Source organism: Staphylococcus sp. NAM3COL9 (assembly GCF_001431205.1).
Classification (GTDB): domain Bacteria; phylum Bacillota; class Bacilli; order Staphylococcales; family Staphylococcaceae; genus Staphylococcus.
In genome coordinates this window covers 95,276-111,977 of the sequence record NZ_LGPC01000015.1, presented here as the reverse complement: position 1 = coordinate 111,977, position 16,702 = coordinate 95,276, and the positions used below count along the sequence as shown (strand labels likewise).

The window sequence follows — 16,702 nt, the reverse complement described above, 5'->3', positions numbered from 1 at the left end:
CAATATGTCAATGTCATTCCTTCTCATCTTCTCAAGGAAGATGTTCCGAATATATCCTTAGAAAGGAGGTGATCCAGCCGCACCTTCCGATACGGCTACCTTGTTACGACTTCACCCCAATCATTTGTCCCACCTTCGACGGCTAGCTCCATAAATGGTTACTCCACCGGCTTCGGGTGTTACAAACTCTCGTGGTGTGACGGGCGGTGTGTACAAGACCCGGGAACGTATTCACCGTAGCATGCTGATCTACGATTACTAGCGATTCCAGCTTCATGTAGTCGAGTTGCAGACTACAATCCGAACTGAGAACAACTTTATGGGATTTGCATGACCTCGCGGTTTAGCTGCCCTTTGTATTGTCCATTGTAGCACGTGTGTAGCCCAAATCATAAGGGGCATGATGATTTGACGTCATCCCCACCTTCCTCCGGTTTGTCACCGGCAGTCAACCTAGAGTGCCCAACTAAATGCTGGCAACTAAGTTTAAGGGTTGCGCTCGTTGCGGGACTTAACCCAACATCTCACGACACGAGCTGACGACAACCATGCACCACCTGTCACTTTGTCCCCCGAAGGGGAAGGCTCTATCTCTAGAGTTTTCAAAGGATGTCAAGATTTGGTAAGGTTCTTCGCGTTGCTTCGAATTAAACCACATGCTCCACCGCTTGTGCGGGTCCCCGTCAATTCCTTTGAGTTTCAACCTTGCGGTCGTACTCCCCAGGCGGAGTGCTTAATGCGTTAGCTGCAGCACTAAGGGGCGGAAACCCCCTAACACTTAGCACTCATCGTTTACGGCGTGGACTACCAGGGTATCTAATCCTGTTTGATCCCCACGCTTTCGCACATCAGCGTCAGTTACAGACCAGAAAGTCGCCTTCGCCACTGGTGTTCCTCCATATCTCTGCGCATTTCACCGCTACACATGGAATTCCACTTTCCTCTTCTGTACTCAAGTTTCCCAGTTTCCAATGACCCTCCACGGTTGAGCCGTGGGCTTTCACATCAGACTTAAGAAACCGCCTACGCGCGCTTTACGCCCAATAATTCCGGATAACGCTTGCCACCTACGTATTACCGCGGCTGCTGGCACGTAGTTAGCCGTGGCTTTCTGATTAGGTACCGTCAAGATGTGCACAGTTACTTACACATTTGTTCTTCCCTAATAACAGAGTTTTACGATCCGAAAACCTTCATCACTCACGCGGCGTTGCTCCGTCAGACTTTCGTCCATTGCGGAAGATTCCCTACTGCTGCCTCCCGTAGGAGTCTGGACCGTGTCTCAGTTCCAGTGTGGCCGATCACCCTCTCAGGTCGGCTACGTATCGTCGCCTTGGTAAGCCATTACCTTACCAACTAGCTAATACGGCGCGGGTCCATCTATAAGTGATAGCAAAACCATCTTTTACTTTAGAACCATGCGGTTCCAAATGTTATCCGGCATTAGCTCCGGTTTCCCGAAGTTATTCCAGTCTTATAGGTAGGTTACCCACGTGTTACTCACCCGTCCGCCGCTAACTTCAAAGGAGCAAGCTCCTTATCCGTTCGCTCGACTTGCATGTATTAGGCACGCCGCCAGCGTTCATCCTGAGCCAGGATCAAACTCTCCATAAATGAATTATGATGTTTGATTAGCTCATAAAATACTAATTTGTGTGTTATCTCTAACACGTTTGAACCAACAATTTAATGTTGCGTTCGGAATTAACGTTGACATATTGCAATTCAGTTTTCAATGTTCATTAATGCGTTAATGTGTTACAAGAATTAATTATAACATTAAGTTTTTGTTAAGTCAATAATAAATTTCTTTTTTTATTTATTAAGTTTGTTGCGTTTGTTGCGTTTTTTAACTCAACATTTAATATTATATATCCTTTCAATCGATTTAACAAGTGTCAAATTTACACTTTATAATAACTTCGTTGAATCGGTTGTTTTGCTTGGCGTCTTGTTTCGACGACTTTTTTATAATACCAAGTTTATTCACAACCGTCAATAATTTTTGGTGATCTTTTTAGTTAAATTTTACCTTTGTGATGTCTATTTATTATTTTTATGTACTAAACGTTTGTTTAGTGTAAATATATCGGCATATTTCTTAACTTAATACGTTTGTATTACCTTCTGTTATATATAGTAGAATCTAGAATGCATATCAATCAGAAACGCCATCACTATCGAATATATTCAACTTATCTAGTTTAGCGCATCATTGATCATATTTAATATAGAGAAGTCAGAGCAAAGAAAAAGGAAAACTCATTTATTAAAAAAACGAGTTTTCCTTTTTCTTATATCATTAGCATAACAAAATACTAGATAATGTCTTCTATTCTATTGACTATTTCCTTTATCTTGGCAGTCTTTGCATAACCCATATATTTCCATACGGTGATGCGTTACATTAAAGTCTGTTACGTGCTGCGCTAATTGTTCTACTTCATCAAGTTGTGGATAATGGAAATCCACTATTTTTCCACAATTATCACAGATAACGTGATAATGATTATGTGTACTGAAGTCAAAACGGCTTGAAGAATCTCCATATGGTAATTCTTTTACTATATCAATATCTTTAAAGACACGTAAATTATTATATATTGTAGCAACACTTATATTTGGAAAATCAGGTGAAAGTGCTTGATAAATCTCATCGGCTGTAGGATGTGTCTCTGAAGCAATTAAAAATTTCAATATTGCTTGTCGTTGAGGCGTTATTCTAATACCGTTATTTCTTAAAGACGCAATTGAATTTTCTAATTGATGTTCAACTGTTTCCATCTCTGCACTCATTTCACTCACCATCTTTCTATTTAAGAATAATTATTACTTAATATTAATATAACTGTTTGATGTGTGAAATGTCAATCTTCATTACTTAAAAGTCTTTAATAGCCTTGTTTAGGATTAACCTCATTCTCAATTAAACTCTTGTTATTGAGAAAATAGTTGAGGTTTTTAATAAATATAGACGTAGCCTCGCTCATATTTTCTTTGCCATTACCCGTGATATGAGCGGTAATAGTAATATTATCTAATGAATATAGTTCATTACTTGGATTTAATGGCTCTTTTTCGAACACGTCTATATATGCGTGTCTAATATACTTTTCTTTTAATGCTTCAATTAATACAACTTCATCAACAATTGTTCCTCTACCTACATTTATAAATAGTGCTGTTTCATTCATTAACTCAAAATGTGCTTTCGTTATGAGATGTATGGTCTGCTCAGTCTCAGGTAGTGTGTTAACAATTATGTCCGCTTCGGTTAAAGCATCAGAAAGTTCATTTAATGCGAAGGTCTTATTAAATTTTTCTACCGAATGACCATTTGTATTGATACCAATAACTTTCATATTCATTGCATTTGCAATATTAGCTGTATATTGAGCGATTTTTCCTGTACCTAGAAACAAAATGGTTTCTCCATTTACTCTAGACCCCGTAAGTTTTGAATCATAATATCTATTTTGTTGGTTAATATAGGAAGCTCTCATTTTTTTATAGTCATCTAGTATATAAGCTATAATAAATTCTGACATTTGCTTTGCATGTATACCTTTGCCATTAGTAAGTAATATATCATGTTTATCAATATAATCTAAAGGTAAACTGTTCACACCTGTTGAATACCATGCTAGCCATTTAAGGTTTGGACAATTCTCTAAAAATGTTTGATTAAGTTTACCATCATAACCGAACATTATATCTAAATTTTGCTTATCTTGTTCTTCTATTTCAGAAACACCCTTTGTAAATACAAAATCGACAGTGGGATATGCTTCTATTAATTTAGACTCTAAATCTCCCATTCTTTTTAAACTGACAGCTTTCATCTATGTTCACCCCAAGATTTCTTTTAGTTCATTCATTTGTGTTTTAACTTTAACTTTTTCAATCACATCTATTATAATACCATCTTCATCAATAACAAATGTAGTTCTTACAATACCCATCGATTCTTTACCAAATGACTTCTTCAATTGATAGACACCAACTTCTCCAGACAGCTCATAATTCTCATCCACTAATAAGTCAAAATTTAAATCTAGTTTCTGACTGAAATTTTCGTGTTTCTTTTTAGTATCTCCACTAATACCATATACTTTGGCATTTAAATCATTGAATATTGCTAAATTATCTCTAAAATCACATGCTTCTATAGTACATGTAGGTGTATTATCTCTTGGATAAAAGTAAAGTACAGCTTTACTTCCTTTTACAGATTCATTAGAAATAAACTCCCCTTTTTGATTTTCTAGTTTAAATGATGGAAATTGATCGCCTTTTCTTAACATTTAACTCACCCTATTCCTTTTTATTCTTAATTTTATGATACGATAATAGACGAAATTATTAAATTAAAAGAGGTTGATATGTATGAAATTTACTGAAAGTAAAAAACTTCAAAAATTGTCTAATGAGTATATTCTAGGTGGAGTCAATTCACCTTCTCGCTCATATAAAGCAGTTGGCGGTGGCGCTCCAGTTATGATGCGCTCTGGTCAAGGCGCATATTTGTTTGATGTAGATGGAAATAAGTACATTGATTACTTACAAGCTTATGGCCCTATTATTACTGGTCATGCACATCCACATATTACTAAAGCAATTCAAAATCAGGCTGCACAAGGTGTATTATATGGTACGCCTACAGAACTAGAAATTGAATTTGCTAAAAAATTACGCGATGCTATGCCTTCATTAGAAAAGATTAGATTTGTTAATTCAGGTACAGAATCAGTTATGACTACAATACGTGTCGCTCGTGCTTATACTAAAAGAACTAAAATCATCAAATTTGCTGGTCAGTATCACGGTCACTCTGATTTAGTTTTAGTGGCAGCTGGTAGTGGGCCTTCTCAACTAGGTTCTCCTGATTCTGCTGGTGTTCCTGAAAGTGTTGCTCAAGAAGTAATCACTGTTCCTTTCAATGATATTGATGCTTATAAGGAAGCTATTGACTATTGGGGTGAAGATATTGCTGCCGTATTAGTAGAACCAATAGTTGGTAATTTTGGGATGGTTAAACCTAAACTTGGTTTCTTAGAACAAGTAAACGAACTTACCCATAATAATGGAAGCCTGGTTATATATGATGAAGTGATTACAGCGTTCCGTTTCCATTATGGTGGTGCACAAGATCTTTATAATGTTTATCCTGATTTAACAGCCTTTGGTAAAATTGTTGGTGGCGGTTTACCTATAGGTGGGTATGGAGGAAAGCAAGATATTATGGAACAAGTAGCACCTTTAGGTCCTGCATATCAAGCTGGCACTATGGCAGGAAACCCACTATCCATGAAAGCTGGCATTGCACTTCTAGAAGTATTAGAACAAGATGGTGTTTATGAAAAATTAGATGCATTAGGTAAACGTTTAGAGGATGGTTTGCTTTCATTAATTAAAAAACATAACATTACTGCTACAGTAAACAGAGTATACGGTGCCTTAACATTATACTTTACAGATGAAATAGTAGAAAATTATGCTCAGGCTGAAAATACAGATGGAGACGCATTTGCTAAATTCTTTAAATTAATGCTAAATCAGGGTATTAATCTTGCGCCTTCTAAATTTGAAGCATGGTTTTTAACTACTGAACATACTGACGAAGACATTGATGCAACCTTAAAAGCTGTAGATTATGCATTTAGTCAAATGGTATAAACTTGAATTTTGTACTCAATCGTTGTATAACAAGTATAAACATTATTTTATTAAATATATTAAGGAGCGGTACATTTGAAATTAGGAGCCCGTATTCTCAAAACAGGTATCGCAATTATACTTGCTTTGTTTATCGCTTCTCTATTACCTGATGAAGCTGGTTTAAAAGCCATTGCTGCAGTCAGTGCTGTCATTGCAATGCAACCAAGTGTTTTTCGTTCAATAAAAACAATTGGGGAACGAGCAATAGGTAACCTTGTTGGTGCTGTTTTAGCAGTAGTGATGGTTACGATATTTGGAAATAATATTGTAATCATGGGTGTTACAGTAATTTTATTAATTGCAATCCTGTTTCGATTCAAATTGGAACATGTTGCTACGCTAGCAAGTATAACTGCTTTAATTATTATGGGACAACATACTGGCAACTTTTATGTTTCTGCCTTTTATAGATTTGTACTTGTTATGGTTGGCGTGCTTAGTTCTTCAGCAGTGAACCTTTTATTTCTACCACCTAAATTTGAATCTAAAATTTACTATAATTCATTGAATATCTGTTCTGATATTTTTGTATGGTTTAAATTAGTTTTAAATGACACCTCTGAGTATCATCATATTAAAGAAGATAGAGGGTTGATTGTTACTCGTATTGATAAACTCGAAGAAACTTTGGGTTATTATTCAGAAGAAAAGCCATGGACTAAGAAACAACTATATGCACAAAATAGGAAAAAAATTCTTTTTAAAGAATTGGTACGCAGTACTCGGCGAGCGTATGAAGTATTGAGAAAAATGAATCGTTATCAAAATGATCTTCATAATTTAAATAACGAATTACTTCTTCAGATTAAATTAGAAATCGATACATTGATTGCATATCACGAACAAATCTTCATCAGCCTTTCAAAAAAGGCGCGGTATGATGTAGATCAACTTGATAGTCAAATTTCAAATCCACAGAAAAAGAATTTGATGGATGCATTTCAAAAAGAAATTATTCAAAATCCTTATCAATCAATGTATTCATATACTAATATTATGCAAATTATTTCAGCAATCGAAGAATATCGTTATATTTTAGAGCATTTAGATAGACTACGAATTAGTTTCTTCACGTACCATAGTAATGATAATGAAATTGATATACTAGAAGAAGACTTCGATTTATAAATAAAATACCCGTTGAGCTTAATTTCTATCTGCTCAAAGGGTATTTTTATTGTTTAAAATAAAAGCACATTAGGTATACGTTAAAATACCCAATGCGCTTTTAAATATTTACTGACTATAAATTTTGAATGCTATATAGATGTTCATATGCACCTTTTTTAGCTAATAATGTTGAATGTGAACCACTTTCAACAATTTCACCATTTTCTACGACAACAATTTTATCGGCATGTGTAATAGTAGATAATCTATGGGCAACAATAAGTGTTGTACGATTTGCACTTAATACACTCAAGGCATCTTGAATGATAGACTCGCTTTCTAAATCAAGTGCGCTCGTTGCCTCATCTAATATAATAATTGGTGGATTATTTAGGAAGATACGGGCAATAGAAACACGTTGTTTTTGTCCGCCAGAAAGTTTAACGCCTCTTTCTCCTACTTCTGTATCGTAACCTTTAGATAATTCCATTATAAAATCATGAGCATTGGCCATTTTAGCAGCGTTAATAACTTCTTCATCTGAAGCATCCGGTTTACCTAATAATATGTTTTCTTTAATTGTATCCGAGAATAATATATTATCTTGTTGAACTAAACCAATTTGTCTTCTCAAGCTACCTGTTAAATATGACTTGATATTTGTACCATCAATTTTTATTTCGCCTTCGGTAACATCATAGAACCTAGGTATTAAATTGATTAAAGTAGATTTTCCTCCACCACTCATACCAACAAATGCCACAGTCTCACCTTGATTAATTTCTAAATTAATATCATTAAGGATAGTTCCTTCACTTTGATCATATTTAAAATGAACATTATTTAATTCAATGTGTCCTTGTTTTATTTCTATTGGCAATGCACCTTTTTTGTTTTTAATATCGTAATCTTCATCTAAAAGTTGGAATACACGGTCCATTGACGCAAAACTTTGTGTCAATGTTGTAAATGAAGAAACTAATCTACGTAGAGGACCAAACAGTTGTTCAAGATAGCCAACGAAAGCAGCTAAAGTACCTACTGTTATAGATCCATTAATTGCTAAGTATGCACCTGTACCAATAACGATTAAAGGTCCAACATCAGTAACCGTATTTATTGCTGAGAATGAATAAGCATTCCAACGTGTATGATTAAACGCCCTTTGTAAGAAATTTTGGTTATGTTTATCAAAGTTACTTGCTTCGTTATCTTCAATTGCAAAACTTTTTATAACTGACATCCCTTGTACACGTTCATGTAAGAACCCTTGTACTTCTGCTAATGCTTGTGATCTCTTTCTTGTTAAACTTCTCAAACGACCAAAGAAGAAATACACAGTTAAAATATATACAGGGAATATAATAATTGCTGCTAAAGTTAACTGAGCATCTAAGAAGAACATAATAGTTAATGCAATAACAATAGTTATACAGTCAAGCCATATATTCATTAAACCAGTTAATATAAAGTCTTTAGTTTGTTCAACATCATTAATAACCCTTGAAATAACTTGCCCTGCTTGGTTATTCGCATAAAATCTTGAACTCAAAGCTTGCAAATGATGATACAGCTTTTGACGTATATCATATAAAATTTTGTTACTTGTCCACTGTGCTAGATATTGTCTCAAAAACTCAATTGGTGGTCTTACTATCACAAAGATAAACGCTGCTATTCCCATTGCAACTAATAATCTTGTGATTTTTTCTTCTACTGTTATAGCACCATTATTAATAATATCGTCAATAACATATTTAATTAATAATGGAATCAGCATCGGAATACCAAATTTTAGAATACCTATAAGTATAGTGGCAATGATTCGCCATTTATATGGTCGAACAAATTGTAAATATCTGCGAATCATAAAACGATTCCTCCCTACACTATATTTGCAAATGAAACAGCCTATGTTGATGGTCCAACTAGGCTGCTAATTTATGCACTATCTAAAGTTGTTTGACAATTTCATTTGCGAATACGAATATTTTATAGCAAACTTAATTTTTCCTTGTTTGTATTGTTCACATTCATATTACTATAAATGAAAATTAAATTAAAAACATTAAATATGCTTAATAATTTCTAACTTTTTTATATCGTTCTCGCCAAACTTTAATGAAGTCTGGCGCAAATGGACCTTTCTTCTGTTCAATCCATTGCTGTAAAATATCTACATTTCTTCTTAAAATAACATCGATATCAGGTGAATAATTCATTTGTTTCATATGCTGCTCGTATTCATCTTCGTCTAGTAAATGATATTTACCGTTTGGATATACTTTAATATCTAAATCATAATCGATATATTTTATAGCTTCTTCATCACAAACAAATGGTGAAGATAAATTACAATAATAATAAACTCCATCTTCTCTAAACATACATATCACATTAAACCAATATTCAGAATGAAAATATATGATTGCAGGCTCTCTCGTAATCCATGTACGATTATCACTTTCTGTGACGAGCGTATGATCATTCCCACCAATAACAACATCTTCCGTACCTTTTAATATAGTAGTTTCAGACCAAACACGATGAATATTACCATCATGTTTATAACTTTGAATCATTATTGTCTGACCTTCTTTAGGTATGGATTCTTTTACCATGCTCCACACCACCTTTACTTAATTTCACATATAGAATTATAACATAACTCAAGATACAACACCGAACCTAACAATGTTTAGTTATGAAATTATATATTTTTGTCATACTTACAGGAAAATTAAAGTCTTCTTTTTCTGTTAACTGCATCCACACCATATTCTCAGGTAAGATGATGTCATCTTTATGTACATTTTCTTGAGACATAAACACCTCAATATCCCACGTGATATGTGTAAATTGATGTTTTAATTTAAATACAGGCACTTGATCAAATATCACTTGTGTCCCCAATACAGTGTTAATATACTTATTTTCCTCTACTTCGTACATTGGAAATTCCCACATATTATTTAATAACTTTTGTGTACGTTTTTCAATTAAATAAGCATTATCTTCATTTTTAAGTAGATAAACATGCTGTTTTATATGTTTCTTCTTAACTTTTGTTGTTTTTACGGGTAATGATTGAACTGTCCCTTTTTCAAATGCTTCACAATGATCTTGAACCGGACAGAATAAACATAACGGGGATTTCGGTGTACAAACCAATGCACCTAATTCCATCATTGCTTGGTTAAATGTACCTGCATCTTCCTCTACGTATGGTTGTAATTCATTCTCAAATGCTTTACGTGTTGATTGCAATTTCGTATCTCTCTCATCATTATTTAATCGAGACCATACTCTAAAGACGTTTCCATCCACAGTTGCTAAAGGTTTGTCGAAAGCAATACTCATAACTGCTGCTTGTGTATATGGACCTACACCTTTTAGTTTTCCAAATGTCACTGGTTCATCTGGTACTACACCGTGATAACTTTCATGTACTTCCTTTATTGCAGTGTGAAAATTACGTGCTCTACTGTAATAACCTAAGCCTTCCCAATATTTGAGTACTTCATCTTCATGTGCTTGACTTAACTCAGAAATAGTTGGGAATCGATGGATGAATCTATGATAATAATCTATAACTGTTTTAACTTGAGTTTGTTGTAACATCACTTCACTCAACCATATATAATATGGATTAGAGGTTTCCCTCCAAGGCATTTCACGTTGATGTTCATCAAACCATGTAACGAGATTATTCTTGAATTTTGACTCATTAAACATTTTACACATCTCTTTCTATTAGTAATTCTTAAAATTCAAAATAAATTTTAGTATGTTATTTTTATTATTTATAATATTAGATTATAATGAATATATTATTGACATGAAACGAGTTGAATATTTATGGATACAGGCACACATATTGTCATGGGTATCGGATTAACAGCATTAGCTACTCAAGATCCGGCAATGGCAGGTTCATTTGTAGCCACAGCTACCACATTAGTAGTTGGCTCTTTAATACCTGATGGCGACACTGTTTTTAAATTAAAAGATAACGCTACCTATATATCAAATCATAGAGGTATCACACATTCAATACTCTTTACGATATTATGGCCCTTATTAATTACTTTATTAATTTTTACATTTTTCAAAAACGTGGATACTACACATATTTGGCTTTGGACTCAACTTGCAGTATTTCTACATGTATTTGTAGATATTTTCAATTCTTATGGCACGCAGGCGCTAAGGCCTATTACTAACAAATGGATACAGCTCAGCGTAATTAATACATTTGATCCAATTATATTTGTTTTGTGGTGTATCGGAATACTACTTTGGTTAGTTGGAATTCATCCATATCTTGTATTTTTCCCAATCATCGCTCTTCTTGTAGTATATTATATCATTCGCTTTAGAATGCAAGCTGTTATTAAACAACAAGCTCTAAAGCAAATTCAACAAGAACATAATCCAGTAAAAGTATTTGTTGCACCGACGATTCGCTTCATGCAATGGCGTGTTGCAATACAAACTGAAGAATATGATTATGTGGGGCGTAGTTTTGGTAGAAATATTGTATTTAGTGACAAATCAAAACGTCATCCATTTCCAAGTGATGATTTAATGCAATATGTTGAGGGAGATAAAAATATTAAAACATTCCTTAATTTCTCAACTATTTATCGATGGGAAGCTAGGAAGTTAGGTGATGAAACAACCGAAATTAGATTAATTGATTTACGTTATTTAAAAAATGGACATTATTCTTTTGTAGCTATTGCCCATTTAGACGATGAAATGAATATTGACCATTCATATATCGGCTGGGTTTTTAGCGAAGATAAATTACAGAAGAAATTATTTGCTAAATAACACGTTAAAAAATATAATACTTCTATATAATAAGAACTGGAAAGCTTCGTTGATTGATAACGAAGCTCTCCAGTTCTTTTATTACTTTTAGTTTAATTAATAATAAGTAACCTTTGACCTTACTTATTTAAAATATTATTTTTTAATCTTTCTTTATTTTCACTTAAGTCATCCGCTTCAGTCGTATTTTCGTCTTTATCTGCATCTGAATGAGTAACAATTGTTTCATCAGACACTGCATATAAATATTTTTTGTGTGCCATTATTCGATATTCGGCAAAAATAACTACACAAAGTATTGCTAAAAACAATATATAATATAAATGATATGGTATATTATTCAAACTTAACGCACCAAGCACGACAGACTGTGAAATACCTTCAATAAGGTAATATAGTGGATTTAACATTAATATATGCGATACCAGTGACGTATTAGTTGTTGGTATATAGAGTATTGGAACAATAAAAAACATTACTAATGAAATTACGTAAAATATGACATTAATTTTTCGACGAATAATAGCTGATAGGCCTAATATTGTCGATACGAGTATCATGAATAGCATCGACATTACAACATAATAAAACGTAGATGGTATAGAACTTTCTATATTAACAGGTGTTGCATATATCATAATAATTAAAGTTATAAACATTGTTACACTTGTTATGATTGCTATGACAATATTTTGAAATATTGGATTCAGGTTAAATAACTTACCAGTAAAGTAATCAAATTTATAAGTGTTATAGCTACGATAAATAGCAATCCAAATATGAACAAAAGTTGTTAATCCTGCCAATCTAAAATAAGCACGAGCTTGAATTAATTCTTCGGTGCCGTTTATTTTAAATATTAACATTAATAGGAATAGCAACGCCAAGCTTGATACAAATGGTATAACAAGCCACATCCATTGTGATTTTAATCGATGATATGCTTGTTTGCTAAGATATGGCACGTTTTTAAAAAAACTAATTATACTATCAATCATTCTTTACACCTACAATTCAATATATATCCATTTATTATTTTTTAAATCAGCCATAAAATAGCCCTCTCCAGATTTAGTGATCCAGAAATTATTTTTGATATCAAACTTCTCTTTTAATTCTTCTTTCTTCTTAATAGGGAAAGTGAATCCATTGAGTTTATTTTGGTCATTAAAAATCATAGCAATAGGTTGTTGTACTATAGGTACTACAAAACGATTGTCCTTATTATTTTCTGGTACAAGTCCCTCTGTTACAGTACTATGTTTTTTATGCAAATGACTATTGAAAAATTCGTAAAAATTAATATAGTTATTATGCATGTATGGTGCTAATGATTTAGAACTATGCGCTTCATATAAAGCTGCAGGTTCAAAGAAACGCAATTTATTTTTAGCAACCTTATAATGCTTATTGTCTACGTCAATTCTATAATTCTTATTATTTTCAGCAGTGATTGTTACAAAACCATACTGATTTATTGTTTGTTTATCCTCATTATCCATAGCTTTCACAGTAATAGATTCATCTAATACGATACCGTAACCTAGCATTTCTTTATAAGGATCTTTATGTTGGTTTTGTATTGAGGCTTGATCAATATTTTGTCCAATCTGTAACTTCCCAATATTATTAAACATTAAAATTGACATAAATAATAAGCCAACTACCAATACCGAAAGCCATGTCCAAAACCTAACAAATGCAACAGGTGGTCTAACATGATTATATCTTTCTATACGTTTAAAATTATATGTTAATTCTGGGGTTCTTGTTCTGCTTTTTTTCCAATCTACGTCAAAGTTCGCTTTCTCTTGTTCATTTTCCAATGACAATCTATCTTTCTCATGATCTTTAAATACTGGTAAGACTTGATTTAAAGAGCCTTCCATTCTAAGTTGGCCATGAGAAACCCAAACAATGTAATTACTAGTCTGAGCTATACATTGAACATCATCATCGATTATCACAATTGTTAAATTTTGATTTATGTATTCTTCTGTAAGTCCAATTGCTTTTTCGATAAAAGATTCATCTAAGTATTGTAAAATATGATTAAAAATTATAATACTTGCTTTTGAAGTTCTTGCTAACGCAAATAATAATTGTGCATATTGTGACTCAGTTAATCGGCTAACTTTAACATCTGCTTTATCTTCAAGGTGTGCATACTTTATAATTTGCTCTACTTTATGATTCGAAGTCTTATATTGAAACAACATGATTGCATTAGCCACAAACTCATTTACAGAAGTATGTTGCAATAATTTATCTTCAATATCAGCAAAAAACAAGTCCTTTTTCTTAACGACTCTTCCTTTATCTGGTTGTATTTCACCACTTAATAATCGCCCTATTAATGATTTAGAAGAACCCGGTTCACCTATTATTCCTAAAGCTTCACCTTGATAGATATGGAGGTTAAAATTATTCAATTCTATATCTTCTTCATCATAACCAAATGGTAAATACCATTTGGAGGATTTTTTATTTCTATAATAATGAGTTACATTAAGTAACTTTAATATAATTGAACTACCCATCCTATCTTCATCCTTCTACAATTTTAATAATGCGAGTGGCAAACCCTCTTCAGGTTCTGAACTTTTAATTCTAAAGCCCCACGCGAAAACACCTTTTAACCGTTCAACTTTGAAATAGCTTTCTGTATCATCATTTAATTTGTATATTTTACCTAATTCTACTTTATTTCTGTCTACTAAGTAGCTCTCTGCAATAATTACTTTGCTTGCATATACGTCATATTCATTAAAAATGCCATTCATTTCTGCTTTACGCATTTTCTCTTTATAACTTTGTATCTCATGACGCAATTCAATTTCACTCATTTCACTCAATTTCTTCTGTGCCATCTACTATTCCACTCTCTTCTAATTTAGCTTTAATTTTATCATATTTATAACCTTTTCTCATAAGAGCTTCTATCGTTTTATTAATTAATTTTCTACCTGAAAATTTTTTCGAATATTTATTATATGCTTTTTCTAATTCATTTTGTAATAACTCATCTAATTCTTCTTCGGGTTGGGAAAAATCCATTTCCTCCATGACTTCTTTAATTTTCTCAAAAGAGTAACCTTTTTGCATTAATGATTGTGTCAGTTTCTCTTTTCTTTTTACCAATGGTCCCTTTTTCTGTTTCAAAATTTTATTTGCAACTTTTAATATATCCTCCATAGATTGCTCCTGTTCATAGATCTGACTATATTCTTCAATAATTAATTGTTCAATGCCAGCTTCTCGTAATTTTTGTTTATATATTCCAGGACCTTTATCTGTCGTTAAAATCATGGTATTTTTCAAACTATTCGCATAATCATTATGATCTATAAGCTTTTGCTCATGACAGTAATCTATGACTTTAGCAATGACTGACTCTGAAATTTCTTTTTTTGTAAGATGTTTTATTACTTCATGGTCAGTTCTTTTTCTATACGAAATATATTGAATAGCTGCGTTAACTGCTTGCCGGTATTGTTCATAACTTTGGATTTCTTCCATATCTTTAGCTTCAACAATTTGACCTTTGTTTAAATTAAAATAGACAAAGGTATCAATATCGATTCCCATTTCAAATTCATCATCTAAATATAGATTAAAACGTTCTTTATTCTTTTTTTGCACTTCTATCTTTGTTATTTTAGGCATATTATTCACTCCACTTATAAGAATAACTTATATTGATTATGAATGGAATTATAGTGTATAGCATATTTGAAATTGCTATTAATCCATGTATGTATATTTAAATTATAACATCAAAAAAGGAGCGGGATAGAAATCAAATTTTGATTTCTATCCTCGCTCCCACAGGGCTCCCTAGAAAAGGAATACACGAGCAGAAACTCTTGCATATGAACTATTTGTCTTCATCGTAGTTCTTTAAAGGCTTGAATCATGTGTGTTTAGATTCCTTACAGCTACTGCGCCACCTCTAATTCACACTAATAATATAGCATGCTGTATTTATGTTCTATTCTATTAGCTTATTACACACCGAGTTCTAGGGTTGCATTTTCATACTGTTCATCAGAAATATAATCTTGTTGTTTCATTTTCTCTAAATCTATTTTTACCCGATTGATGAAATTATCCGACATGTTATTCACATCGTATACACTTGGTGCATTAATCTTACTAGCTAGAATTGCACTTTGTAATACAGATATTTGAGGTAAGTTAGGATTGTTTTTATCTGCTGTTACTCCAAAAAAGTGATTTGCTGCTGACTCAACAGTGTATTGATCACTTCCAAAATAAATGTTGTTCACATAAAAACTTAAAATTTCATTTTTATCATAAGTTTTTTCTGCGCGATGTGCTACAAATAATTCTTTGATTTTTCTTGTTAGTGATTGTTCATTATCGTAATAATAGTTTTTCACTACTTGTTGCGTAATCGTACTCCCACCTTGCATGCTATTCTCACTTATTGTTGAAAATAGTGCACGCGACGTACCTTTGAAATCAAATCCATTATGTTTATAATATCTTTCGTCTTCCATTGCTATAAATGCCCCTTTGGTATATTCTGGCATATTTGAAACAGAGACAAATGTTTCTTTATCTTCAATACTTCTCAATTCATCCACATTTGCTCTTAAAGAAAATGCGTACATTGTAGCTATAAACGCAATGATTAAAATGATGATAGGTATTAATATCTTTATCAACAAACCTTTTCCTTTTTTCTTTTTTGGTGGTTTGTTAACTGGTTGGAAATAGGTATTGTGTTGCGGTATATTTGAATTATTTTGACTGGATTGTTTTTTTGTTTGCTTATAACGATCGTTTCTTTTCATGCGCTAGCTCCTTTATATTGCTCTCATATCATTATAAGTGAGTTTATCAATAGTTTAAACGTTTATCTACACCAAATTGAAAATATCAGTCCAAGGGTGTATGTCACGCTACGCATAGAGTTTCATTGTAAGCATATTTCATATATATTTTAGTTTATTAATCATTATACGACCGTAAGATATGTACTATAGCGCTAATTATCATTATAAAATACAAA

The 16,702-nt window shown here is 32.7% G+C and carries 14 protein-coding genes and 1 rRNA gene; 3 read left to right on the top strand and 12 right to left on the bottom strand.

Features of this window, described 5'->3' with window-relative positions:
- Nucleotides 1–61: 61 nt before the first annotated feature.
- From ACA31_RS09620 to ACA31_RS09605, 4 genes are all read right to left on the bottom strand, one after another.
- Nucleotides 62–1,614: ribosomal RNA gene (locus ACA31_RS09620) — 16S ribosomal RNA — on the bottom strand.
- Between the two features lie 723 nt (nucleotides 1,615–2,337).
- On the bottom strand, nucleotides 2,338–2,796 hold the full coding sequence (gene perR / locus ACA31_RS09615; RefSeq protein WP_057513117.1) for a peroxide-responsive transcriptional repressor PerR: 459 nt from the start codon (nucleotides 2,794–2,796) through the stop codon (nucleotides 2,338–2,340).
- 95 nt (nucleotides 2,797–2,891) lie between these two features.
- A complete protein-coding gene (locus tag ACA31_RS09610) occupies nucleotides 2,892–3,842 on the bottom strand; it encodes a phosphoglycerate dehydrogenase (protein WP_057513116.1) in 951 nt (316 codons plus the stop codon).
- A gap of 6 nt (nucleotides 3,843–3,848) precedes the next feature.
- The gene (locus ACA31_RS09605; RefSeq protein WP_057513115.1) at nucleotides 3,849–4,304 is read right to left on the bottom strand and encodes a peroxiredoxin; all 456 of its coding nucleotides are present in this window, start codon (nucleotides 4,302–4,304) and stop codon (nucleotides 3,849–3,851) included.
- Nucleotides 4,305–4,386: 82 nt separating this feature from the next.
- Between ACA31_RS09605 and ACA31_RS09600 the strand changes: the two genes are divergently transcribed.
- Together ACA31_RS09600 and ACA31_RS09595 are read left to right on the top strand one after the other, a co-directional pair.
- Nucleotides 4,387–5,676 (top strand): glutamate-1-semialdehyde 2,1-aminomutase, encoded by a 1,290-nt coding sequence (locus ACA31_RS09600; protein ID WP_057513114.1) that lies wholly within the window; start codon nucleotides 4,387–4,389, stop codon nucleotides 5,674–5,676.
- A 75-nt stretch (nucleotides 5,677–5,751) separates the two neighbouring features.
- A complete protein-coding gene (locus tag ACA31_RS09595; protein WP_057513113.1) occupies nucleotides 5,752–6,846 on the top strand; it encodes an FUSC family protein in 1,095 nt (364 codons plus the stop codon).
- A 115-nt stretch (nucleotides 6,847–6,961) separates the two neighbouring features.
- Here the strand turns inward: ACA31_RS09595 and ACA31_RS09590 are convergent, their stop codons facing one another.
- The 3 genes from ACA31_RS09590 to mutY form a co-directional block, all read right to left on the bottom strand.
- A complete protein-coding gene (locus tag ACA31_RS09590; protein ID WP_057513112.1) occupies nucleotides 6,962–8,698 on the bottom strand; it encodes an ABC transporter ATP-binding protein in 1,737 nt (578 codons plus the stop codon).
- 208 nt (nucleotides 8,699–8,906) lie between these two features.
- Nucleotides 8,907–9,449 carry a nucleoside tri-diphosphate phosphatase gene (gene ntdP, locus ACA31_RS09585; RefSeq protein WP_057513111.1) on the bottom strand — a complete coding sequence of 181 codons (543 nt, stop codon included), beginning with the start codon at nucleotides 9,447–9,449 and terminating at the stop codon, nucleotides 8,907–8,909.
- A gap of 67 nt (nucleotides 9,450–9,516) precedes the next feature.
- Nucleotides 9,517–10,563, bottom strand: a complete 1,047-nt coding sequence (gene mutY, locus ACA31_RS09580; RefSeq protein ID WP_057513110.1) for an A/G-specific adenine glycosylase — start codon at nucleotides 10,561–10,563, stop codon at nucleotides 9,517–9,519.
- 123 nt (nucleotides 10,564–10,686) lie between these two features.
- Between mutY and ACA31_RS09575 the strand changes: the two genes are divergently transcribed.
- Nucleotides 10,687–11,664 carry a metal-dependent hydrolase gene (locus ACA31_RS09575; RefSeq protein ID WP_057513109.1) on the top strand — a complete coding sequence of 326 codons (978 nt, stop codon included), beginning with the start codon at nucleotides 10,687–10,689 and terminating at the stop codon, nucleotides 11,662–11,664.
- A 119-nt stretch (nucleotides 11,665–11,783) separates the two neighbouring features.
- Here ACA31_RS09575 and ACA31_RS09570 read toward each other — a convergent pair whose 3' ends face one another.
- The 5 genes from ACA31_RS09570 to sgtB all read right to left on the bottom strand — a co-directional run bounded on the left by ACA31_RS09570 (nucleotide 11,784) and on the right by sgtB (nucleotide 16,484).
- Nucleotides 11,784–12,662: a hypothetical protein gene (locus tag ACA31_RS09570; protein ID WP_057513108.1), complete on the bottom strand. Its 879-nt coding sequence runs from the start codon at nucleotides 12,660–12,662 to the stop codon at nucleotides 11,784–11,786.
- A gap of 9 nt (nucleotides 12,663–12,671) precedes the next feature.
- Complete coding sequence (locus tag ACA31_RS09565) at nucleotides 12,672–14,204, bottom strand: ATP-binding cassette domain-containing protein (protein WP_057513107.1); 1,533 nt, start codon at nucleotides 14,202–14,204, stop codon at nucleotides 12,672–12,674.
- Nucleotides 14,205–14,219: 15 nt separating this feature from the next.
- The gene (locus ACA31_RS09560; protein ID WP_057513106.1) at nucleotides 14,220–14,534 is read right to left on the bottom strand and encodes a YfhH family protein; all 315 of its coding nucleotides are present in this window, start codon (nucleotides 14,532–14,534) and stop codon (nucleotides 14,220–14,222) included.
- Nucleotides 14,512–15,330 (bottom strand): recombination regulator RecX, encoded by an 819-nt coding sequence (gene recX, locus ACA31_RS09555; RefSeq protein WP_057513105.1) that lies wholly within the window; start codon nucleotides 15,328–15,330, stop codon nucleotides 14,512–14,514. The genes ACA31_RS09560 and recX overlap by 23 nt, the downstream gene beginning before the upstream one ends.
- Nucleotides 15,331–15,671: 341 nt before the next feature.
- A complete protein-coding gene (gene sgtB, locus ACA31_RS09550) occupies nucleotides 15,672–16,484 on the bottom strand; it encodes a monofunctional peptidoglycan glycosyltransferase SgtB (protein ID WP_057513104.1) in 813 nt (270 codons plus the stop codon).
- Nucleotides 16,485–16,702 lie beyond the last annotated feature (218 nt).

Excerpts from the sequence above, each read along its gene's own strand:
- sgtB (WP_057513104.1), bottom strand. The coding sequence starts at position 16,484 with ATGAAAAGAAACGATCGTTATAAGCAAACAAAAAAACAATCCAGTCAA.
- mutY (WP_057513110.1), bottom strand. The coding sequence starts at position 10,563 with ATGTTTAATGAGTCAAAATTCAAGAATAATCTCGTTACATGGTTTGAT.
- ACA31_RS09600 (WP_057513114.1), top strand. The coding sequence starts at position 4,387 with ATGAAATTTACTGAAAGTAAAAAACTTCAAAAATTGTCTAATGAGTAT.
- recX (WP_057513105.1), bottom strand. The coding sequence starts at position 15,330 with ATGCCTAAAATAACAAAGATAGAAGTGCAAAAAAAGAATAAAGAACGT.
- perR (WP_057513117.1), bottom strand. The coding sequence starts at position 2,796 with ATGAGTGCAGAGATGGAAACAGTTGAACATCAATTAGAAAATTCAATT.
- ntdP (WP_057513111.1), bottom strand. The coding sequence starts at position 9,449 with ATGGTAAAAGAATCCATACCTAAAGAAGGTCAGACAATAATGATTCAA.
- ACA31_RS09565 (WP_057513107.1), bottom strand. The coding sequence starts at position 14,204 with ATGGGTAGTTCAATTATATTAAAGTTACTTAATGTAACTCATTATTAT.
- ACA31_RS09575 (WP_057513109.1), top strand. The coding sequence starts at position 10,687 with ATGGATACAGGCACACATATTGTCATGGGTATCGGATTAACAGCATTA.
- ACA31_RS09590 (WP_057513112.1), bottom strand. The coding sequence starts at position 8,698 with ATGATTCGCAGATATTTACAATTTGTTCGACCATATAAATGGCGAATC.
- ACA31_RS09610 (WP_057513116.1), bottom strand. The coding sequence starts at position 3,842 with ATGAAAGCTGTCAGTTTAAAAAGAATGGGAGATTTAGAGTCTAAATTA.
- ACA31_RS09605 (WP_057513115.1), bottom strand. The coding sequence starts at position 4,304 with ATGTTAAGAAAAGGCGATCAATTTCCATCATTTAAACTAGAAAATCAA.
- ACA31_RS09560 (WP_057513106.1), bottom strand. The coding sequence starts at position 14,534 with ATGGCACAGAAGAAATTGAGTGAAATGAGTGAAATTGAATTGCGTCAT.
- ACA31_RS09570 (WP_057513108.1), bottom strand. The coding sequence starts at position 12,662 with ATGATTGATAGTATAATTAGTTTTTTTAAAAACGTGCCATATCTTAGC.